Origin of the sequence: Nocardia blacklockiae (assembly GCF_015477355.1) — a bacterium.
Lineage (GTDB): Bacteria > Actinomycetota > Actinomycetes > Mycobacteriales > Mycobacteriaceae > Nocardia > Nocardia blacklockiae.
The window spans coordinates 168,717-190,462 of the sequence record NZ_JADLRJ010000006.1 but is presented as its reverse complement, the minus strand read 5'-3'; the positions used below and the strand labels follow the sequence as shown (position 1 = coordinate 190,462).

Genomic DNA, 21,746 nt, shown 5'->3' with positions numbered 1-21,746 from the left:
GTCGACCATTCTGCCAGACCCTCCCCCACCCGAAGAAATCGGCCGTCAGCGGTGGGTGGTGACCGGGGTGCGGCGGGTGTGGACGCGGCCGCGGAGCACTACGAAGGTGGGCGTTGCCAGGACGGCCGGGGTGGTGCGGGGGTCGGCGGCGTAGACGACCAGGTCGGCGGGGGCGGCGTGGTCGATGCCGGGGCGGCCGAGCCAGGTGCGGGCGTGCCAGGAGGCGGCGCCGAGGGCCTCGTCGGGCGTGAGGCCGGCGGCGGTCAGGGCGGCGATCTCGTCGGCGATGCGGCCGTGGCGGATCGAGCCGCCGGCGTCGGTGCCCGCGTAGAGGGGGACGCCCGCGGCGTGGGCGGCGGCGACCGTGTCGCGGACGCGGCGGTGCAGGTCGCGCATGTGGGCGGCGTAGACGGGGAATTTGGTTGCGCTGTCGGCGATTTCGGGGAAGGTGTCGATGTTGACCAGGGTCGGGACCAAGGCGATGCCGTGGCGGACCATCATGTCGATGGTCTCGTCGGTCAGGCCGGTGCCGTGCTCGAGGCAGTCGATGCCCGCGCCGATGAGGCCGGGCAGGGCGTCCTCGCCGAAGACGTGGGCGGTGACGCGGGCGCCCTCGCGGTGCGCGGCGTCGATGGCCTCCTTCAGGACGGCGTCGCTCCACAACGGCCGCAGGTCGCCTGCCGAGCGGTCGATCCAGTCGCCGACGATCTTCACCCATCCGTCGCCGCGGCGGGCCTGTTCGGCGACGATGGCCGGCAGGTCGCGCTCGTCGTCGAGTTCGATGCCGAGTTCGCGGATGTAGCGCTTGGGGCGGGCGATGTGACGGCCCGCGCGGATGATCTTCGGCAGGTCCGCGCGGTCGTCGATGAAGCGGGTGTCGATGGGCGAGCCGGCGTCGCGCAGCAGCAGCGCGCCCGCGTCGCGCTCGGTCTCGGCCTGGGCGACGGCGCCCTCCCGGTCCTCGTGTCCCCCGCCGTAGCGGATGCCGACGTGGCAGTGGGCGTCCACCAGACCCGGCACGATCCAGCCCGCGTCACAGAGGGTTTCGGCGTCCCGCACCGGTTCGAACGAGATCAGTCCGTCGTGCACCCACAGGTCGCGCACCTCCTCGCCCGGAAGTACCACTCCCCGCAGATGCAGTCGCATACCGCCTCCTGGTCGCGCGCCGTCGTGCCTCACCAACCTAGTGGTCCGGCCGTGGCCCCGCACACCGCCCGGGGGCCTACTTCTGCTTGCGGTTCATCAGCTTCGACAGGTCGAAGCCCTCGAGGCCCGGGGGCAGTTCGTTGAGGCCGGACGGCATGTTCGACAGGTCGGGCATGCCGCCGGGCAGGCCGCCCGGGGGCATGGCGGGCATGCCGGGGAAGCCGCCGCGCACCTTGGGCGGGGTGGGGCCGCGCCCGCCCTTCTTGCCCTTCTTCCCCTTCTTGCCCTTGGCATTTCGCCGGGCGCTGCCCGGCATGCCCATCTGGCGGCCCATCTGAGCCATCATCTTGCGGGCCTCGAAGAAGCGGTCGACCAGCTGGTTGACATCGGTGACGGTGACACCCGACCCGTTGGCGATGCGCAGCCGGCGGGAGGCGTTGATGATCTTGGGGTTGGCGCGTTCGGCGGGCGTCATGCCGCGGATGATGGCCTGCACCCGGTCCAGCTGCTTGTCGTCGACCTGGGCCAGCGCGTCCTTCATCTGGCCCGCGCCCGGCAGCATGCCGAGCAGGTTGCCGATCGGGCCCATCTTCCGGATCGCCAGCATCTGGTCGAGGAAGTCCTCGAGGGTGAGTTCCCCGGAGCCGATCTTGCGCGCGGCCTCCTCGGCCTGCTGCTGGTCGTAGACCTGCTCGGCCTGCTCGATCAGGGTGAGCAGGTCGCCCATGCCCAGGATGCGGCTCGACATCCGGTCCGGGTGGAAGACGTCGAAGTCCTCGAGCTTCTCACCGGTGGACGCGAACAGGATCGGCTGGCCGGTCACCTCGCGCACCGACAGCGCCGCGCCGCCGCGGGCGTCGCCGTCCAGCTTGGTGAGCACGACACCGGTGAAGCCGACGCCGTCGCGGAAGGCATGGGCGGTGCTCACCGCGTCCTGGCCGACCATGGCGTCGAGGACGAACAGGATCTCGTCGGGCTGCACGGCGTCGCGGATGCCCGCGGCCTGCCCCATCATCTCCTCGTCGATGCCGAGGCGACCCGCGGTGTCGACGATGACGACGTCGTACTGCTTGCCGCGCGCCTCCTCGATACCGCGGCGCGCCACCTCGATCGGCTCGCTGACGGAGATGCCCTGCGGGTGCTCGCCGCCGATCGAGGTGCCCGGGTGCGGGGCGAAGACGGGCACTCCGGCCCGCTCGCCGACCACCTGCAACTGGGTGACCGCGCCGGGCCGCTGCAGGTCGCAGGCCACCAGCAGCGGCGTATGCCCTTGCCCCTTCAGCCATTTCGCGAGCTTGCCGGCCAGGGTGGTCTTACCGGCGCCCTGCAGACCGGCGAGCATGATGACGGTGGGCGGGGTCTTGGCGAACTGCAGCCGGCGGGTCTCCCCGCCGAGGATGCCGACCAGCTCCTCGTTGACGATCTTGACGACCTGCTGCGCCGGATTCAGCGCCGCCGAGACCTCGGCGCCCTTGGCGCGCTCCTTGATTCGGGCGATGAACTGCCGCACCACGGGCAGCGCGACGTCGGCTTCCAGCAGCGCCAAACGGATCTCGCGAGCGGTCGCGTCGATATCGGCCGGTGACAGCCGCCCCTTGCCGCGCAGATCCTGAAGGGCACCGGTCAACCGGTCGGACAGGGATTCGAACACCGATCGCGCTCCTGGTATCTCGACGGACGTCACTCGACATACCAGGGTATCGGCAACTCGCACCCGTGAGCCCGTCGCCCCGAGCGACGGGAGCCGGATCTCAGTCCAGGGAGCGGCGGCGCGGGCGCGGCGCCTGGCGGATGTCGTGGTCCTCCGACGCCACCATGTAGGTCGCCTCGCGCGCGGTCAGGCCCAGTTCGAGGGCCATATTGTCGAGCATCGCCCATTCCGAGTCGGTCGGGACGTGATCGGTGACGGTGGACGCGATGGTCATGGCCGTCACCGCCTGCTGACCGGTCAGGGTGCGGCCCGGCAGCCACGACACCGCCCATCGATCTCCGCCGACGCACCGCGCGACGTGCCGGGTCGAATCGCTGGTCATCGTCGACGCGGATATCACTTCAATAGCCACCGACCCGCTCCCCTCGTGCTTCGGACAAGCCCGGACAGGCACTGCGACAGCTCGGAGAAACTTCAAACGGTTTCGATACTAGAGTGACTCGTGTCACCCGAGATACAGATGCAGCAAATTGCGCGCAACGATCTGATCTACCAGCGAATGACCAGTTTGCGGCAATTTCCGGAGCCGGGGCGACCGCTCAGTAAATCGACCCCGACTCGGTGCCACTGTCCGTTTCGGCCGGTTTCTTCGGTTCGGGCTGCGGAACCACCGCGAGCATCGCCGCCTCGATCGCGGCCCGCCGCTGCGGCGTATCGGTCTCGCCCAGATCCAGGCAGAACGCGTCCACCACGGCCGATCCCATGGTGACCACCTTCGCCCACCGCACGCCGACCCCTGCCGCGGCGAGCGCGGCGGCCAGTCGGCTGAGCAAGCCGATCCGGTCCTCGGCGCGCAGTTGCATCAGCACCTGGCCGGGCACGGCGGTATCGGCCCAGATCACCCGCGGCTGCGCCCGCGCGTACGGGCTGATCGGCACGCCGGCGTCGCGTTCCTTCTTCGCCAGCACCGCGGTGGGGCTCAGGTCGCCCTTCACGGCCCGGATCAGTTCCTGCCGCAGCAGTCCCGCGTCGGGCGGGTCGCCGAACATCGGCGTGACGACGAACCGATCGATCGCCACGCCGTCCGATCCCGCCAGCGAGGCCGACAGCACCCGCAGCGAATGCAGCGCCAGCACCCCGGCGGCGTCCGACAGCAGACCGGGCGTATCGGGTGCGATGACGGTGACGACGTGGGTGTAGCGGCCCTCGCCCGCCACCAGCCGCACGTGCACGCCGCCGGATTTCGCCTGCTCCAGCAGTTCCTCGTCGATCGGATCCGGTTGCGGCAGCGGCTCGCCCGACATCACCAGCCGGCAGCGCCGCACCAGCTCCCCGATCAGCGCGGCCTTCCAGTCGCCCCAGACACCCGGCCCGGTGGCCAGCGAATCCGCCTCGGCCAGCGTGTGCAGCAGTTCCAGCAGCTGCGCGTCGCCGTCGAGGGCGTCGACGACCTTGCGCACCGTCTCCGGGTCGCCGAGATCGCGTTTGGTGGCGGTGTCCGGCAGCAGCAGGTGATACCGGACCATCGCCGACACCGTGCGCACGTCGCCCGGCCACAGCCCGAGCCGCCGCCCGATGTGGGTGGCCAGTTCGGCGCCGACGACGCTGTGATCCTCGACCCGGCCCTTGCCGATGTCGTGCAGCAGCGCGCCCAGCAACAGCAGGTCGGGACGCGACACCCGGGTGCCGAGCGCGCTGGCGTGGGCGACGGTCTCCACCAGGTGACGGTCCACGGTCCAGGTGTGCATGGGGTCGCGCGGCGGCAGGTCGCGCACCGCGCCCCATTCGGGAAACAGCCTGCCCCACAATCCCGTTCGGTCGAGCGCCTCGATCGCGTCCACGGTGCCGCGCCCGGCGCCCAGCAGCACCAGCAGATCGTTGAGCGCCTCGCGCGGCCACGGCTCGCGCAGTTCGGGCGCGTCCTCGGAGAGCCGGTTGAGCGTGGTCGCCGCCATCGGCAGCCCGGTCTGCGCCGAGGCGGCGGCCACCCGCAGGATCAGGCCCGGATCCTTCTGCGGCCGCGCGTCCCGGGCCAGCACCACCTCGCCGGCGTGCTCGACCACCCCCTCATCCAGTGGTCGGCGCACCGGCACCCGACGCAGCCGGGCCAGGCCGCGGCGGGGCAGCGCGTTGCCGGCGGTGCGCAGCCCGACGTCGACCGAGTAGCCGACGGTGCGGGCGGCATCGCTGATCGTGCGGGCCAGATCGAAACGGTCACCGATGCGCAGGGCGGCGCCGATCTCGTCGGCGTCCTGCGCGCGCAGCTGATCGCGCGAGCGGCGGGCCACGCGGTGCAGCTCGGTGCGCACGTCCAGCAGTCGGCGATGCGCGTGTTTCAGGCCGCCGCCGGGCACGTCCGGACCGAGCCCCGGCATGGCGTCGGTCAGCTGGGCGATGGCCAGCGCGTCGAGCAGTTGGATGTCGCGCAGCCCGCCGCGGCCGTTCTTCAGGTCCGGCTCAGCGCGATGGGCGATCTCGCCGCTGCGCTTCCACCGGGCCCGCGCCTGCTCCACGAGATCGCCGAAGCGGGAACGGATTCCGGTGCGCCACTCCCGCCGCACGCCGCCGATCAGGAGGTTGCTCAGCTCCTCGTCGCCGACGATGTGGCGGGCCTCGAGCATGCCGAGCGCGGCGGTGAGATCGTCGGCGGCCACCCGCAGCGCCTGTGGCACGGTGCGGACGCTGTGGTCGAGCTTGATGTGGGCGTCCCAGAGCGGATACCAGAGCTGATCGGCCACCTCGGCGACGCGCTTGGGGTCCACGTCGTCGTGCAGCAGCACCAGGTCCAGATCCGAGTAGGGCAGCATCTCGCGACGGCCCAGACCGCCGACCGCGACCACCGCGAGACCGCTGTCGGCGGTGATGCCCAGCTCGGCGCCCTTGGTGGTGAGCCACAGATCGTGCAGGTCCACCAGCGCCCCGCGCAGCGCCTCGGCGTCCAGGCGGGGCCGGCGGGCCTCACCGCCGTCGAGCAGCTGATCGCGGGCCCGGACCAGATCCGTTGCGCCGCCCGGTAGTTCGTCTCTCGCCTGCAAACCCACAACACCACCCATTCCGTGTCCCGCGCCGCGCGGTCCATGCGGGCGGCCCCGCCCTCGCCGCTGTCCGGCGAGGAGCGGGGCCGCCGCTCACTACCTGTGTTTCGCTGCGGTGTGATGCGCTACAGAGCGTCGGCCCCGCGCTCGCCGGTGCGCACCCGGATCACCGATTCGACCGGGGTGACCCAGACCTTGCCGTCACCGATCTTGCCGGTGCGGGCGGCCTCGACGATCACCTCGACGACCTTCTCGACGGAGGCGTCGTCGGCGACCACCTCGACCCGGACCTTCGGCACGAAGTCGACGGAGTACTCCGCCCCGCGGTACACCTCGGTGTGGCCCTTCTGCCGGCCGTAGCCCTGGACCTCGCTGACGGTCATGCCCAGCACCCCCGCCTGCTCCAAGCCGCTCTTCACGTCCTCGAGCGTGAACGGTTTGACGATTGCAGTGATCAGTTTCATTGCGTCATGCCTCCTTGACGGCGGTACGTGCCGTGCCACCCACAGCAGCGAAATCGTATGCCGTTTCCGCGTGCTGCGACTCGTCCATACCCTGGAACTCGGCCTCGTCGTCGGCGCGCAGGCCGATCGTGTACTTGATCGCCAGCGCGATGATCGCCGTGGCGACACCGGAGAAGATCAGCACCGCGAAGGCGCCGACCGCCTGCTTGCCCAGCTGATCGAAGCCGCCGCCGTAGAACAGGCCCTCGACGCCCGCGGGCGCCTCGGTGGTGGCGACCAGGCCCACCATCAGGGTGCCGACCAGACCGCCGACCAGGTGCACGCCGACCACATCGAGCGAGTCGTCGAACCCGAACCGGAACTTCAGGCCGACCGCCAGGGCGCACAGCGCGCCGGCGACGACACCGATGGCCAGTGCCCCGACGACGTTCACCGAGGAACACGACGGGGTGATCGCGACCAGACCGGCCACGATGCCCGAGGCCGCGCCCAGCGAGGTGGGCTTGCCGTCGCGGATCTTCTCCACCAGCAGCCAGGCCAGCATGGCCGCCGCGGTGGCGATGGTCGTGGTCACGAAGGTGGCGCCCGCGATGCCGTTGGAGGCGGTCGCCGAACCGGCGTTGAAGCCGTACCAGCCGAACCACAGCAGCCCGGCGCCGAGCATCACGAACGGCAGGTTGTGCGGGCGCATCGGGGTCTTGGGCCAGCCCTTGCGCTTGCCGAGCACGATCGCCAGGACCAGGCCCGCGACACCGGCGTTGATGTGCACCGCGGTGCCGCCGGCGAAGTCGATCGCCTTGAGCTTGTTGGCGATCCAGCCGCCGTGCTCACCGGTGATGCCGTCGAAGGAGAACACCCAGTGCGACACGGGGAAGTAGACGACCGTGGCCCACACGCCCGCGAACAGTAGCCAGGAGCCGAATTTGAGGCGGTCGGCGACCGCGCCCGAGATGAGTGCGACGGTGATGATCGCGAACATCAGCTGGAAGGCCACGAACACGCTCAGCGGGATCGTGCCGGACAGCGGGATCGCGGCGGGTGCGGCCGGGTCGGTCGTGGCCAGATAGCTGCCGCCGAACACCGACTTCAGGCCGAAGTACTGGCCGGGATCACCGAACAGGTTGCTCTTGTCGTCGCCGAAGGCCATCGAGAAGCCGTACAGCGACCATAGAACGGTCACCAGGCCCATCGCGCTGATGCTCATCATGATCATGTTGAGCACGTTCTTGCCGCGCACCATGCCGCCGTAGAAAAAGGCCAGGCCGGGTGTCATCAGCAGCACGAGTGCCGAACTCGCCAGCATCCATGCGGTGTCTCCGGTGTTGGGTTCACCGATTACGGGAAACGCCACCTTTGTTCCTCCTCATCTCGGGCCCTGCCGATTACGGCAAAACGAGCCTGATGAGTAGGTTCCTCAGTCGGTGTTTCCGCTGTGACGCCGCGATGTTTCCGCTGAGTAACCGGATGAACTTGCAATGTTGCTTCTATGTTTCGTGATGTTCACCACAGTAACGACCTCAGCGTGCGCACCCTCGGCCTGTGAGCCTTTCGGGCGACGTCGGGGCAGGTCAGCCCAGCAATGCGTCCACGAATGCGGACGGCTCGAAGGGCGCGAGGTCGTCCGCGCCCTCACCCAGACCGACCAGTTTGACGGGTACGCCGAGTTCGTGCTGCACCTGGAAGACGATGCCGCCCTTGGCGGTTCCGTCGAGCTTGGTGAGCACCACGCCGGTGATGTCGACGACCTCCGCGAAGACCCGGGCCTGGGTCAGGCCGTTCTGGCCGACGGTGGCGTCGAGGACCAGCAACACCTCGTCGACCGCGGCCTTCTTCTCCACCACCCGCTTGACCTTGCCCAGCTCGTCCATCAGGCCGGTCTTGGTGTGCAGGCGCCCGGCGGTGTCGACGAGCACCACGTCGACGCCGTTGCCGATGCCGGTGCTGACCGCGTCGAAGGCGACCGACGCGGGGTCGGCGCCCTCGCGGCCGCGCACGGTCTCCGCGCCGACCCGCTCGCCCCAGGTCTGCAGCTGGTCGGCGGCGGCGGCACGGAAGGTGTCGGCGGCACCGAGCAGCACCCGGCGGCCGTCGGCGACCAGCACGCGGGCCAGTTTGCCGGTGGTCGTGGTCTTGCCGGTGCCGTTGACGCCGACGACCAGCAGGATCGACGGGTGGTCGTCGTGCGGCAGGGCCCTAATCGAGCGGTCCAGCTCGGGGCGTAGCGCCTCGATCAGCACGTCGCGCAGCACCTGGCGGGCCTGCTCGTCGGTGCGGACGCTGCGCGCGGCCATCTCCTCGCGCAGCCGCTGCACGATCACGCCGGTACTGGCCGTGCCCAGATCGGCCATGACCAGGGTGTCCTCGATCTCCTCCCAGGAATCCTCGTCGAGATCCCCGCCGCCGAGCAGGCCCAGCAGGCTCTTGCCGACCGCGTTCTGCGAGCGGGACAGGCGGCCCCGCAGGCGGGTCAGGCGGCCCGCGGTGGGCTCGATCTCCTCGAGGTCGGGGGCGGAGGCGGGAGCAGAGGCTCCCCGCTGCGCCGCGGTGCCCGCAGTGCCGGTCGTGCCGGTCGTGCCCGTCGTGCCGCGAGTTTCCTCGGGGGCCGCAGTGCCTGTGGTGGCCGAAGTCTGCTCGGGCGCTTCGATTTCGCTAGGAGCAGGGGTTTTTGCGGCGGGGGCGGTATCCGTCGGGGGCGCGGTGTGGCCCGGGGCCGCTTCTTTCGCGGGTGCCTCCGGCGCAAGGGTGCCGTCGGCCGCGGTGGTCCCCGGCGCGGTGGTGTCCGTGGCGGTGGCTGCGGTGTCTTCGGCGACTTCCTCGCCGACGACCTCTTCCTCCACGGCCGCCTCGGCGGCGGTGTCCGGTTCGGGGAGGCGGACGTCGGTGATGGTGCGGCGCACCGAGTCGCGCGGGACGGCGGCGTCGTCGCCGACGTGCGGCTGGCCCTCGTCGTCGGTGCGCTCGAGCGGGACCGGTTCCGGTTCCGGACGCGTCAGCGTGCTCGCGCCGGCGCCGCCCTGGGTGAAACTGAACCCACCGGACGCCTGGTACCCGCCCGACCGGTCGGTCAGCTCCTTCTCCGGAGCGGCCGGGGTCAACGTCACCCGACGGCGCTTGTACAGGACGAATCCGGAAACGAACGCCACCAGCAGCACGGCGGCGATCGCGGCGATCAGAATCCAAGCTTGCGCAGTCACGCCCCCATCCTTACAGAACCCGGAGTTACACCTGTGGGGTGGCGGATCGCGGGCGCGTCGGTCCGCCACCTGCGGAGATCAGGTGAGCCGGGTGTAGTTCCGCGCTTCGGAGACGTCCGGATCGGTGCTGAGGAAGGCGTCGAGCATTTCCTCGGCGACGGTCGGTGACGTCAGGCGCAGGCCCACGGCCAGCACGTTCGCGTCGTTCCACTGTCGCGCGCCCGCGGCGGTGGCGCGGTCGGTGCACAGCGCGGCGCGCACGCCCGCCACCTTGTTGGCCGCGATCGACACGCCCGTCCCGGTCCAGCAGCACACCACGCCGCGGTCGGCCGCGCCCCGGGCGACCGCCTCGCCGACGCCGCTGCCCACCTCGGGCCACGCGATGTCCTCGCCGACAACGAGCACCTCGTGCCCCTGGGCGGTCAGCCATTCCTTCATGGCTCGGGTCAGGTCGGTGGATTCGTCGGTTCCGAAGGCGATCCGCATGATCCGAGGGTACGACCTGCGGCACGTGCACTAACACAATCGCCGGCCGATCCGCGCACGGACACGCCGGAGAAGGCTCTGGTTAACGCCATCAACTACCGACCGGTCTGCTTGTCTCGGTGCCACGCGACGGAAGGCTCGGCGAATCCGATACGTAGACAATAGGATCGGCGACGTGACCGATCGAAATGTGCTTGGGGGACCGCTGGAGGAGTGTGGCACCGATCCTCTCACCGGCTTCTACCGGGACGGGTGCTGCAGCACCGGGCCCGAAGACCTGGGCAGCCACACGGTGTGCACCGTCGTTACCCAGGAGTTCCTGGAGCACCAGAAGTCGATCGGCAACGATCTGATCACCCCGCGCCCCGAGAACAATTTCCCCGGACTGCAACCGGGCGACCGCTGGTGTGTGGTCGCGGTGCGCTGGCTGCATGCTCACGAGGACGGTGTAGCCGCCCCGGTGGTGCTGGCCGCCACCCACGAGAACGCGCTCGAGGTCGTCCCGATGGACACGCTGCGCAAGTACGCCGTCGACGTCCCGGACGACGTCAGCGACCTGCTGTAGCCCCGTCAGGGATGTAGCCGGCGCAGATAGTCGTGGTAGAGCAGGACGAATCCGGCGTCGTCGAAATCGATCTCGGCGCGGTAGTCGCCGGAGACGAAGCCCACCCGGTGGCCGCCGCGCGGCTCGTATCGCTGCGCCGTGAGCGTCGCGGCGGTATCGGGAACCGAGACGAAGCGCATGGTGTAGTCGCGCGGCGCGGGCGTGCCGTTCAGCAGCTCGTCGCGCACCACGGGTAGCGAGTTGAAGAACGCCGAATGCTGGAGATCGAAGTAGTCGGCACCGTCCAGGCGGTGCCGCACCGGCCCGGCGCCCGCGTCGACGGTCAGCTCGGAACCCGCCAACTGCCAACGCAGTTCGTAGGCCACCCCGATCTGGGTGCCGCGCGCCCGGTCCAGCGACTCGACATGGACGATCTCCATCCGAGGCTCGTCGATCCCCTGCCACACGAAGGTCCGCATGCCACGAAAGTAGCGGGGACCACCGACAAGCCGGGACCTCGCACAGCGACGGTCATGCCGAACTCGGCGCGGCGGCGCGGAGGTCGTGCGCGTCGGCGGCGGCTCGGCGGCGGCGGTGGGCCTTCTGGCGACAGGCCGGGGAGCAGTAGCGGGCGGGGCGGCCGGTGCCGGAGGCACGTAGTGCGGAGCCGCAGACCGGGCAGCGATCGGTTTCGTTATGCGCTGTGGTTTCGTTACGGCCCGGGGAGCGGGTTTCGAGTTTCGTCACGTCGCCGGGCGGCGTGGTGCGCATCGCCTGCAACACCATGGCGGCGGGGCGGGACAGCTCGTCGAGGTGTCCCGAAACCCGTTGGATGGCCACGCATCCGGCGAAGACGGCGAGCACGTCGGGCAGGGTGAGATCGGCGCGCACCGAGCCCTCTCGCTGTGCCGCGGCGAGCAGGGCCCCGAGCGCGTGGCGGAACCGCTCCCCCGCGCCGCGCAACAGGTCGCGCGGCCAGCCGTCGTCGGAATCGAGCACGTCGCACATCGCCTTGTTGCGCGGCGTGCCGATCACGACCCGCGCGCAGAAGTCGAGGAACGCCGCGCCCGCGTCCGGGGCGTCCCGGTAGCCGATCGCCACCGCCGTGAGCCGGTCGATGCGTTGCTGCACAACGGCTTCCACCAGGTCGAGCTTGGCGGGGAAGTGCCGGTGCACCGTGCCGGCCCCGACGCCCGCCCGGCGCGCGACCTCGGCGAGCGACACCGAGGTGCCGTGCTCGGCGAAGGCGCGCTGCGCGGCGGTCAGGATCAGCGCCCGGTTGCGCCGGGCGTCGGCCCGGGCCGGCTCCGTTTCGTCACGCACCCGCGTTTCCGCACTGGCAGAGGCCATCACACCGCTCCTATGGTCCGAATACGGGTCGAGCAACCCGGATTCTACCGAAGGGAACGCCATGTCCGAACGAAACGAACCCATTCTCGTCACCGGTGCGACGGGCAAGCAGGGCGGCGCGACGGTGCGCCACCTGCTCGCCGCGGGCCGCCCGGTCCGCGCGCTGGTCCGGGACACGACGACGCCCGCGGCCCGCGCGTTGGCGGCGGCCGGTGCGGAACTCGCGCTCGGCGATTTCGACGAGCCCGGCACGCTGCGCGCGGCCGTCACGAGTGTGCGCGGCGTCTTCGCCGTTCCGCCGAATCCCTTCGACCCGACGAACGACGACAAGGACCGCGAGGCCCGGCGCGGCGTGGCCCTGGTCGAGGCGGCCCGCGACGCCGAGGTCGACCACTTCGTCTTCACCGGCATCGCCTCCTTCGACGGTGACGGCGAGCGGGTCGCGGCCGGGAAGCAGGCGATCGAGGACGCGGTGCGCGCGGGCGGGATGCGCTACACCCTGTTGCGGCCGGTGCGGTTCATGGAGAACTACCTCGCGCAGGGCACGCCGATCGACGGGATCACCGGCGGCGTGCACCGGCACCTGTTCCCGCCGGACCACCCGGTCCAGATGATCGCCGTCGACGACATCGGCGTCCTCGCGGCACGGGCCTTCGCCGAGCCGGAGCGCTTCCACGGCCGGACCCTCGAGCTGGCGGGCGACGCGCTGACGCCGGTGGCCGCCGCGGCCCGGATCACCGCGGCCACCGGCATTCCCGTCCGGTACCACCAGCTCAGCGAGGCGGAGGCCGACGCGCTGGGCGAACCGATCGCCTCGGTCGCTCGGCGCGTCGCCGACGGCGGCTCCGGCTGGCACGCCGACCTGCACGCGCTGCGGGTGATCCATCCCGGCCTCCGCACCTTCGACGACTGGCTCGCGGAAACCGGTGCGGCCCAGCTGAAGTCGCTGCTCGACGGCGCCGCCTAGAGCGCCTGCCCGCAGGTCCGGCAGAACTTCTGCCCGGCCTCGGCCCTGGTGCCGCAGCTCCCGCAGAAGGCGTGCCCCGCACTCGACAGCGGCTGACCGGCGGTCCCGCCCTCCGACGGGACCGTCTGCGCCCCAGCAGGACTCGACGCAGCGGCATCGGGGCCCGCCGACTCCGACTGCGCGACGGTCGATACCGGTCCCGCGGAACCGGCCGCCGACCACTCCGACTCCGCCACAGCCGGTTTCGGGTCCGTGAAGCCGTAAGGCGACGGCACGAACCGCGCACCTGCCGAATCCGAGTCCGCACCCTGAACCGACGCGGACCGCGCACCGGCCGGATCCAGGGTGGCAGCACCATGGCCCGGCGACGCGGACTGCGCACCTCCCGGATTCAACGTCGCAGCGCCGTACCGCGCACCTGCCGGATTCGGCGTCTGGGCACCGTAATTCGGCGGACCGTACTGCGGGTCCGGATTCCCCGGTGCACCCGGACCCGCCCCGTACTGCGAGCCCGGAGTCCCCGCCGCGCCACCCGGACCGGCCGACTCGAACCGGAGGTCCGGGTTGGTGGCCGGCGGGGCGGCGAGCGCCACGGTGCCCCGACGCCGCCTGCGCAGCACCAGCAGTACCAGTCCCGCCGCCGCCAGCACGGCGGCCGCGGCACTGCCGCCGATCACGTACCAGCGCTTGTAGTCGGTGGACGGGCTGCCCCAGTCGCCGAACTTGTCGCGCATCTGAGCCGCGGAGGTCTTCATCTCACCTGCCTTCGCGTGCCCCGGCGACAGCGCGAGCACCTTGTCGAAGTCGCTGATCGCCGTCGTGTACCGGCCGGCGTAGAACGCGCTCAGCCCGTCGCGGTAGGTGGTGTCGACGGGAGCGAGCGCGGGCTGAACTCCGTTGCGCTTCAACAGTTCCGTCAATCCGGCCGCCGGGGCGATGAAGTTGAACGGCTGCGACTCGCCGCGGATGAGGAAGCTGTTCACCCCGACCACCCGGCCGTCGCTGCCCACGGTGGGCCCGCCGCTCATCCCGGGCGACACCGCGGCGCTGATCTCGTAGACCGGCACGCTCCCCGACGTCTTCTTCGAGCTGACCGCGCCCTCCTTGTTCGACGGCTCGGCGGATCGGTCGGTGACCAGGTCGGTGCTCGCCGGGTAGCCGACGGCCAGCACCTGGTCACCGATCCGCACATCGGCGTCGGTGGCGAGTTCGGCCGCCGCGAGGGCGTGCGCCTCCACCTTCAGCAGGGCCACGTCGCCCTGTCCGAGGGCGCGGTAGTCGACCACGCGGGCGGGCAGCGGATCGGTCTTGCCCCCGCCGACCTGCACCGCCACCTTCAGATCCAGCGGCGACCCCTTGCTGTCGCCCTCCACGGCCCAGTTCTTCGAGCCGAACGCGTAGAAGTCCTCGGCGCTCACCTGCGGGCGGCGTTCGTGCGCCTCCAGGGCGGCCATCTGAACGTAGTTGTCGCGGAAGGACTCCGAGCCCGGCCCGATGTCGACACAGTGCCCGGCCGTGGCGATGTACCCGTCGGGATTGACCACGAAGCCGGTGCAGGTGCCGTCGATCTCGTACGGCTTCCCGTCGTTGAACACGTTGCCGAGTTCGTCGAGCACGTAACCGCTGACATGCATGTCGATGGCCGCGATGGCGGGCCGGATCAACGCGGCGGCCTTCTCCATCTGATTGGGCGGGTGCAGGTCCGCGGGCGCGGTTCCGGTGTCACTGGCACAGCCGGCGCCGAAGCCGACCGTCAGCAGCGTCAGCGCCGAGACGGCGGCGATCGTCGACCATGACCGAGATCTGGACATGGGTATCCTCCAAGGGGTTCGATGCAGAATCCCGACGATCGAACCGCTGCGGCCGGATGCGCGTCCTGGGCCACGGCGGTTGATCCGTCGGCCGATCGATGACACCCCGGCACGTACCGGGTGGTCCCCTGCTCATCGGACACCGTTGCGGTGCAGTCGTTCCCGGGGATCGGTGTCGACCGGCCCACTTATGGTCACAGCGAACCGGCCCGGCCGGTACGCACCCTAGGTGGTGATGTTCCTACCCACGGGGTATGCGCCACCCCGGTTCAGGTGGTGCCGAGTTCCCGCTAGGTCGACGCGCCGACCAGATTCTCCCCGCGCAGCCGCTGCGAGATGACCTGGGTGATGCCGTCGCCACGCATACTCACGCCGTAGAGGGCGTCGGCGATCTCCATGGTCGGCTTCTGGTGGGTGATGACGATCAGCTGCGACTTCTCCCGCAGCTGCTCGAACAGGCCGATGAGGCGGCGCAGGTTGGTGTCGTCGAGCGCCGCCTCGACCTCGTCCATCACGTAGAACGGGGACGGGCGGGCACGGAAGATCGAGACCAGCAGCGCGACCGCGGTCAGCGACTTCTCGCCGCCGGACAGCAGCGACAGCCGCTTGACCTTCTTGCCCGGCGGGCGGGCCTCCACCTCGATGCCGGTGGTCAGCATGTCGGTGGGGTCGGTCAGCAGCAGCCGGCCCTCGCCGCCCGGGAACAGCTTCGCGAACACGCCGACGAATTCCTGCTCGACGTCCTCCCACGCCTCGGTGAACACCTGCAGGATCCGCGCGTCCACCTCGGCGACCACGTCGAGGAGGTCCTGGCGCGCTTTCTTGACGTCCTCGAGCTGGGTGGACAGGAAGTTGTAGCGCTCCTCGAGGGCCGCGAACTCCTCCAGCGCCAGCGGATTGACCTTGCCGAGAGTGGTGAGGTCCTTCTCGGCGCGCTTGGCGCGACGCTGCTGGGTGGCGCGGTCGTAGGGCATCGGCTGCGGCGGGCTGACCTGTTCGCCGCGCTCCTTGGCCTGCTCGTACTCCTGGATCTCCAGCGAGGTCGGCGGCATCGGGACGTCCGGGCCGTACTCGGCGATCAGGTCGTCCAGCGCGATGCCGAACTGCTCGGAGATGGTCTGCTCGAGCTGTTCGATACGCAGCGCCGCCTCGGCGCGGGCCACCTCGTCGCGGTGCACGGCGTCGGTCAGCTGGGTCAGCTGGGTGGTGAGCGCGCGCACCCGCTCCTTGGTCTGGTCGACCTGGGCGGCGCAGTCGGTGCGGCGGCGCACCAGTTCGTCGCGACGCGAAGCGGCTTCGGCGACAACGGTTTCCAGCTCCGCGGCGACGCGCTCGGCGGATTCGGCGACCACGGCGGCGACCTCCGCGGCGCGGCGGCGGGCGGCCTGGGCGCGTTCGGCGCGGGCGCGGGACTCGCGCTCGGCGCGGGCGGCCCGGCGCAGCGAATCCGCTTTGCCGCGTACCGATTCCGCGCGTTCTTCGGCGGTGCGCACCGCCAGCCGGGCCTCGACCTCCATCGAGCGCGCCTCGGCGAGGGCGGCCGCGGCCTCCTCGCGCGCGTAACCGGCGGTCTCGGTACCCGCGTCGGCGTCCGAATCCGATTCGGAGTGTTCGGATTCCGCGTGCCGCAGCCGGTCCTCCAGCTCGGCGAGTTTCCGCAGGTTCTCCTCGCGGGCGGTCTCGGCGTCGGCGCGCTGGTCCTGCAGGCGGTCGCATTCGGCCTGGGCGCTGCGCGCGGTCTGGCCGAGCCGGCCCAGCCGGTCGTAGATCGACACCAGCGCCTGGTCGGACTCGTGCAGCGCCAGCAGCGCCTGGTCGGCGGCCTGCTTGCGGTCGGTCTGCTCGGCCTCGGCCCCCGACAGCGCGGCCTCGAACTCCTCGGCGTGCCGCTGCCAGGACTCCAATTCCGCACGCGCGGCGTCGATGTCGGCCTGAATCTCCAGGCTGCTCGGCGCCCGATCCGACCCGCCGAGCAACCACCCGGACCCGGTGAGATCGCCCTCGCGCGTCACGATCCGCACATCCCCCTGCGCCGCAAGCACTTCCGCTGCAGCAGCGAGATCGTCTACCACCACGGTACCGGCCGTCAACGCATCCACGGCCCCCCGCATCTCCGCCGGGCAATCAACGACATCAGCAAGCCACCGCGCCCGACCCGGCAACCCGGGCCGCTCCGCGCGGGGCGTAGCACTCCCCGTACCCGCGGCACCGGCCTCCGGCACCGGCGCACCACCGGCCGCCGCCGCGCCGCCGCGGCCGGATTGTGCACCGCCGCTGCCGAATACGAGCGCCACGCGGCCGCCGTCGGCCTCCTTCAGGGCGGTCAGGGCGGCGTGGGCGGTGGTGCCGTTCTCGGCGGCGAGGGCGTCGGCCATGGGGCCCAGGGCGGCGGCGACGGCGGCCTCGTAGCCGCTGTGCACGCGCAGCAGGCCGGACAGCGGGCCCAGCAGGCCCTCGGCGCGGTGTTCGAGCAGCCACGCGCCGCCGTCCTTGCGGGACAGGCCCATGGTGAGCGCCTCGATGCGGGCGGTCAGCGAGGCCACCTTCTTCCCGGCCTCGCGATCGGATTCGCGCAGTTCCGCGACGCGCCGTTCGGCCAGTTCCAGGGCCTGCGCGGCGTGCTCGTAGGCGGCGTCCAGGCTCTCCTCGCCCGCGTCGAGTTCGCTCAATTCGGCTTGCACGGACTCGAATTCGGCCTCGGCGTCGGCCCCGCGCTGCCGCGCCTCGGCCAGCGCCGTGGACAGCCGGGTGATCTCGGTGTCGGCGGACTGCGCGCGGGTGCGCAGATTGTCGACCTGACCGGACAGCCGGGCCAAACCCTCGCGGCGGTCGGCGATGGCGCGCACGGCGGCCAGGTGCGCCTGCTCGGCGGCCTTCGCCGCCTGCTCGCGCTCGTGCAGCTGGTCGCGGGCGGCCTCGAGGGTCTCGGCCGCCATCTCGACGGCCGCCAGGAGTTCGGCCTCCTCGGCCTCGACGCGCGCCGCCTCGGCCTCCAGCTGCTCGGGGTCGCGGCCGGTGCCGGTGGGCTGCTCGATGGTCAGGTTGCGGGCCCGGTCGCGCGCGATGCGGATAGTGGCGTTGACGCGTTCCACCAGCGCCGAGAGCTGGAACCAGGTCTGCGCGGCGGCCTCGGCGCCCGGCGTCAGCCGGGACAGCTCGAATTCCTGTTGCGCCAGTGCGGCATTGGCGGCATCCAGTTCGGCCTGCACGTTGATCTGCTGCTCGCGCGCGTAGGACTCCTTGCTCTGCTGGCTGGCCAGCTCGTTCCGGCGGGTCACCAGATCGTCGGCGGCCAGGCGCAGTTTCGCGTCGCGGAGTTCGGATTGCACCGTGGCCGCACGGCGCGCCACCTCGGCCTGGCGGCCCAGCGGCTTGAGCTGGCGGCGCAGCTCGGTGGTGAGGTCGGTCAGGCGCGCCAGGTTGGCCTGCATGGCCTCCAGCTTGCGGACCGCCTTCTCCTTGCGCTTGCGGTGCTTGAGGACACCGGCCGCCTCCTCGATGAAGGCGCGACGGTCCTCCGGGCGCGATTCCAGGATCGCCGAGAGCTGCCCCTGCCCGACGATGACGTGCATCTCGCGGCCGATGCCGGAGTCCGACAACAGTTCCTGCACGTCCATCAGGCGGCAGGAGTTTCCGTTGATCTCGTACTCGCCGGCGCCGTCGCGGAACATGCGGCGGGTGATCGACACCTCGGAGTAGTCGATGGGCAGCGCGCCGTCGGAGTTGTCGATGGTCAGGGTGACCTCGGCGCGGCCCAGCGGCGCCCGGCCGGCGGTGCCCGCGAAGATGACGTCCTGCATCTTGCCGCCCCGCAGCGCCTTCGCGCCCTGCTCACCCATCACCCAGGTGAGCGCGTCGACGACGTTCGACTTGCCCGAGCCGTTCGGCCCCACCACACAGGTGATGCCCGGCTCCAAGCGCAGGGTCGTCGCGGACGCGAAGGATTTGAATCCCTTCAGCGTCAGACTCTTCAGGTGCACAGCAGGCCAATCTACCCGCTGACCGAGGGTAGCTCCGCGTATGCCGGGTCCCGAGTCGTCAGGACGGTCCCGCACCCACCCGGGCGCAGCCGCGCGACTCCCACCCCGTGAGGACGCGGAACACCAGCACGGCGCCCCACGGCCCGATCACCCAGACCGGCCAGGGGTAGGTGAATTCGCCCGTGCCGACCGAGATCAGGCCCCAGATGACCAGGCACAGCACGCTCACACCCAGCCACGCGCCGCCCTCGATGCGCTGCCAGATCGGCAGCCGGGCGGGCCGCCGCGCGGGCGCCGCGGGCCGCTGCCGCGCCGGCTTCGGCAGGTCCGACAGCACCAGCTGCAGGTCGTCGCGCGTGGTGGTGGCGTAGACCCGCGCCACCCGCTGGTCGTATTCGGCGAGGTCCAGGCGTCCGTCGCTCAGGTGCCGGGACAGCAGGTCGATCACCTGCTGGCGCTCGGCGTCGGAGGCGCGGGTGCCGGTCGCGATGTCCATGGCCGTGGTCCTATCGAGGAGAGTCGATATTCCAAAGTGGAACGTAATCTCAGGATGCTACCTCCACAATGGAATGTCAAGCCCGAGACGCCTCCGGGCCGCCGACGAAGCCATTAAGTTAACGACCATTTGCGCTCGAGTGCGAGTAAATGAGAAGGTGAAGCTCCGTTTATCGGACAAGGAGTTCTTCGTGGATCTGGACTGGTCGCCCACCGATCGGGCGTTTCGCGACGAGGTACGGCGGTTTTTCGACGAGAACCTGACACCCGACCTCCGGCGCGCCGGGCAACTCGCCACGAGCGTCTACCCGGATCACGAGGCCAGCATGCGGTGGCAGCGCATCCTGCACGCGCGCGGCTGGGCGGCGCCGGCCTGGCCGGTGGAGTACGGCGGCTGCGACTGGAGCCTGACCCAGCACTACATCTTCGACCGCGAGTCGATGCTGGCCGGCGCGCCGCCGTTGTCGCCCATGGGGATCCGGATGGTGTCGCACGCGATCATCGCCTTCGGCACCGAGGAGCAGAAGTCCTACTTCCTGCCCCGCATCCTCACCGGCGAGGTGTTCTTCTGCCAGGGCTACTCCGAACCCGAGGCCGGCTCGGACCTGGCGTCGCTGACCATGGCCGCCGTCGACGACGGCGACGACCTGGTGTGCACCGGCTCCAAGATCTGGACCACCCACGCCACCGAGGCGAACTGGATCTTCTGCCTGGTCCGCACCTCGAAGCTGGCCCGCAAGCAGCAGGGCATCACGTTCGTGCTGATCCCGATGGACTCCCCCGGCATCCAGGTGCGCCCGCTGGTGATGACCTCCGGCGAGCAGGTCCAGAACCAGGTCTTCTTCGACCAGGTCCGGGTGCCCAAGAAGAACGTGCTGGGCCGCGTCGACGACGGCTGGACCGTCGCCAAGTACCTGCTGAACTTCGAACGCGGCGGCGCGCTGGGCCCCATGCTCCAGGTGATGGCGGAGTCGCTGGCCGAGCAGGCGGCGACGCAGCCGGGCCCGGACGGCGGTGCGCTGCTGGACGATCCGGCCTTCGCGGCCCGCCTCGCCGACATCCGCATCCGCGCCGACGTGCTCGAGATCCTGGAATATCGGACGGTGTCGGCGATCTCGCGGGGCAGGAACCCGGGTCCCGCGGCCTCGACCCTGAAGATCCTCGGCACCGAACTGAGCCAGCAGCTCACCGAACTCGCCCTGACCGCCGCGGGCCCGCGCGGCCGGGTCTACCAGCCGCACGGCACCATGCCCGGCGGTCCGGTGGCCGACTACACCGCGCCCGCCGACGGATATCTGAGCGGGGCGGAGTGGCAGGCGGTGGCGCCGCAGCGCTACTTCAACGACCGCGCCGGCTCGATCTACGCCGGCAGCAACGAGATTCAGCGCAACATCATCGCCAAGGCAACCCTGGGACTGTAGACATGGACTTCGAATTCACCGCCGAACAGCAACTGCTCCGCGATACGGTCACCGACTTCCTGGCCGCCCGCTACGACCTCGAGAAGAGCCGCGCGGCCGCCCGCCTGGGCGCCGGCTGGCAGCCGGAGATCTGGCGCGCCTTCGCCGAGGAGGTCGGCATCCTCGGCGCCAGCCTGCCCGAGGAGGTGGGCGGCTTCGGCGGCGGCGCGGTCGAGACCATGCTCATCGCCGAGGCGCTGGGCGGCGCCCTGGTCGTCGAGCCGTACGTGGACACCGTCGTGCTGGGCGGCGGCCTGCTGCGCCGCGCCGGCGGCGAGCGCGCCGCGGAACTGTTGCGCGGCATCGTGTCCGGCGCGGTCGTCACGGCGTTCGCGGCGCTGGAGGCCGAGTCCGGCTACGACGTGCGCAAGGTGTCGACGACCGCGCGGCGCGACGGCGACGACTGGGTGCTCGACGGCGCGAAGACGGTCGTGACGAGCGCCCCGCTGGCGACGCACCTGCTGGTCACCGCCCGCACCTCCGACGCGCCGGGCCTGTCGCTGTTCGTGGTCGAGGCCGGCGCGGCGGGGCTCACCCAGCACCCGTACCGGACCATCGACGAGCGCCGGGCCGCCGATCTGGAGTTCGCGGGCGTGCGGGTGCCCGCGGACGCGCTGCTGGGAACCGAAGGGGGCGCGGACGATTCGCTCGCCCTCGCGGTGGACGAGGCGATCGCCGCGATCGCGGCGGAGGCGGTCGGCGGCATGCGCAAGGTGCTGGCCGACACCGTGGCCTACGCCAAGCAGCGCCAGCAGTTCGGCGTGCCGATCGGCAGCTTCCAGGTGTTGCAGCACCGCATGGTCGACATGCATCTGGAACTCGAACAGGCCGTTGCCGCAACGTATCTCGTCACCTTGAAGCTGGCCGCCGAGCCGCGTGAGCGGGCCCGCGCGGCGGCCGCCGCCAAGGCCACCGTGGCGCGCGCCGCGCGCTTCCTCGGCCAGCACTCGGTGCAGTTGCACGGCGCCATGGGCATGACGGAGGAACTGCCCATCGGCCACTTCTTCAAGCGCCTCACCGCGGTGCAGTACGAGTGGGGTCCGGCCGACCACCACATCGCCCGGTACGCGGCTCTCACCCGCCAGTCCTGAGCCGGCTGCGACACCGACGAGGCGCCGCTCGCTTCCGAGGGAAGCGGGCGGCGCCTCGTCTTTCGGTGTCCG

Annotated in this window: 17 protein-coding genes; 4 read left to right on the top strand and 13 right to left on the bottom strand. The window is 71.0% G+C overall.

What is annotated here, in order from left to right; all coding sequences use genetic code 11:
* Window positions 1–45 precede the first annotated feature (45 nt).
* From IU476_RS20265 to IU476_RS20230, 8 genes are all read right to left on the bottom strand, one after another.
* Window positions 46–1,146 (bottom strand): amidohydrolase family protein, encoded by a 1,101-nt coding sequence (locus IU476_RS20265; protein WP_195102342.1) that lies wholly within the window; start codon window positions 1,144–1,146, stop codon window positions 46–48.
* A 76-nt stretch (window positions 1,147–1,222) separates the two neighbouring features.
* Window positions 1,223–2,797, bottom strand: coding sequence for a signal recognition particle protein (ffh, locus tag IU476_RS20260; protein WP_195102341.1), 1,575 nt, complete (start codon window positions 2,795–2,797; stop codon window positions 1,223–1,225).
* A gap of 100 nt (window positions 2,798–2,897) precedes the next feature.
* Window positions 2,898–3,179, bottom strand: a complete 282-nt coding sequence (locus tag IU476_RS20255; RefSeq protein ID WP_195102340.1) for a hypothetical protein — start codon at window positions 3,177–3,179, stop codon at window positions 2,898–2,900.
* Window positions 3,180–3,396: 217 nt separating this feature from the next.
* Entirely contained in the window at window positions 3,397–5,850 is a 2,454-nt protein-coding gene (locus tag IU476_RS20250) for a [protein-PII] uridylyltransferase (protein WP_195102339.1), read from the bottom strand.
* Window positions 5,851–5,957: 107 nt separating this feature from the next.
* Window positions 5,958–6,296, bottom strand: a complete 339-nt coding sequence (locus IU476_RS20245; RefSeq protein ID WP_195102337.1) for a P-II family nitrogen regulator — start codon at window positions 6,294–6,296, stop codon at window positions 5,958–5,960.
* Window positions 6,297–6,300: 4 nt separating this feature from the next.
* Window positions 6,301–7,647, bottom strand: a complete 1,347-nt coding sequence (locus IU476_RS20240; RefSeq protein WP_324194155.1) for an ammonium transporter — start codon at window positions 7,645–7,647, stop codon at window positions 6,301–6,303.
* A 217-nt stretch (window positions 7,648–7,864) separates the two neighbouring features.
* Window positions 7,865–9,490 carry a signal recognition particle-docking protein FtsY gene (gene ftsY, locus IU476_RS20235; protein WP_195102335.1) on the bottom strand — a complete coding sequence of 542 codons (1,626 nt, stop codon included), beginning with the start codon at window positions 9,488–9,490 and terminating at the stop codon, window positions 7,865–7,867.
* 78 nt (window positions 9,491–9,568) lie between these two features.
* Window positions 9,569–9,976: an RpiB/LacA/LacB family sugar-phosphate isomerase gene (locus tag IU476_RS20230; protein ID WP_195102333.1), complete on the bottom strand. Its 408-nt coding sequence runs from the start codon at window positions 9,974–9,976 to the stop codon at window positions 9,569–9,571.
* Window positions 9,977–10,151: 175 nt separating this feature from the next.
* On the opposite strand from IU476_RS20230, the gene IU476_RS20225 reads away from it, so the two are divergent.
* On the top strand, window positions 10,152–10,541 hold the full coding sequence (locus tag IU476_RS20225) for a DUF2237 family protein (RefSeq protein ID WP_024806481.1): 390 nt from the start codon (window positions 10,152–10,154) through the stop codon (window positions 10,539–10,541).
* Between the two features lie 5 nt (window positions 10,542–10,546).
* On the opposite strand, the gene IU476_RS20220 is transcribed toward IU476_RS20225, so the two are convergent.
* Together IU476_RS20220 and IU476_RS20215 are read right to left on the bottom strand one after the other, a co-directional pair.
* Window positions 10,547–10,999 carry a putative glycolipid-binding domain-containing protein gene (locus IU476_RS20220; protein WP_195102332.1) on the bottom strand — a complete coding sequence of 151 codons (453 nt, stop codon included), beginning with the start codon at window positions 10,997–10,999 and terminating at the stop codon, window positions 10,547–10,549.
* Between the two features lie 52 nt (window positions 11,000–11,051).
* Window positions 11,052–11,870 (bottom strand): TetR/AcrR family transcriptional regulator, encoded by an 819-nt coding sequence (locus IU476_RS20215; RefSeq protein ID WP_195102331.1) that lies wholly within the window; start codon window positions 11,868–11,870, stop codon window positions 11,052–11,054.
* A 61-nt stretch (window positions 11,871–11,931) separates the two neighbouring features.
* On the opposite strand from IU476_RS20215, the gene IU476_RS20210 reads away from it, so the two are divergent.
* Window positions 11,932–12,837 (top strand): NmrA family NAD(P)-binding protein, encoded by a 906-nt coding sequence (locus tag IU476_RS20210; protein ID WP_195102330.1) that lies wholly within the window; start codon window positions 11,932–11,934, stop codon window positions 12,835–12,837.
* Here IU476_RS20210 and IU476_RS20205 read toward each other — a convergent pair.
* The 3 genes from IU476_RS20205 to IU476_RS20195 form a co-directional block, all read right to left on the bottom strand.
* Window positions 12,834–14,648 carry a serine protease gene (locus IU476_RS20205; protein ID WP_195102329.1) on the bottom strand — a complete coding sequence of 605 codons (1,815 nt, stop codon included), beginning with the start codon at window positions 14,646–14,648 and terminating at the stop codon, window positions 12,834–12,836. The genes IU476_RS20210 and IU476_RS20205 overlap by 4 nt on opposite strands.
* A 290-nt stretch (window positions 14,649–14,938) precedes the next feature.
* Window positions 14,939–18,628, bottom strand: coding sequence for a chromosome segregation protein SMC (gene smc / locus IU476_RS20200; protein ID WP_195102328.1), 3,690 nt, complete (start codon window positions 18,626–18,628; stop codon window positions 14,939–14,941).
* 58 nt (window positions 18,629–18,686) lie between these two features.
* A complete protein-coding gene (locus IU476_RS20195) occupies window positions 18,687–19,124 on the bottom strand; it encodes a DUF1707 SHOCT-like domain-containing protein (RefSeq protein WP_195102326.1) in 438 nt (145 codons plus the stop codon).
* A 190-nt stretch (window positions 19,125–19,314) separates the two neighbouring features.
* Between IU476_RS20195 and IU476_RS20190 the strand changes: the two genes are divergently transcribed.
* Window positions 19,315–20,544 (top strand): acyl-CoA dehydrogenase family protein, encoded by a 1,230-nt coding sequence (locus tag IU476_RS20190; protein ID WP_195102692.1) that lies wholly within the window; start codon window positions 19,315–19,317, stop codon window positions 20,542–20,544.
* Window positions 20,545–20,546: 2 nt separating this feature from the next.
* Window positions 20,547–21,674, top strand: a complete 1,128-nt coding sequence (locus tag IU476_RS20185) for an acyl-CoA dehydrogenase family protein (RefSeq protein WP_195102325.1) — start codon at window positions 20,547–20,549, stop codon at window positions 21,672–21,674.
* Window positions 21,675–21,746 lie beyond the last annotated feature (72 nt).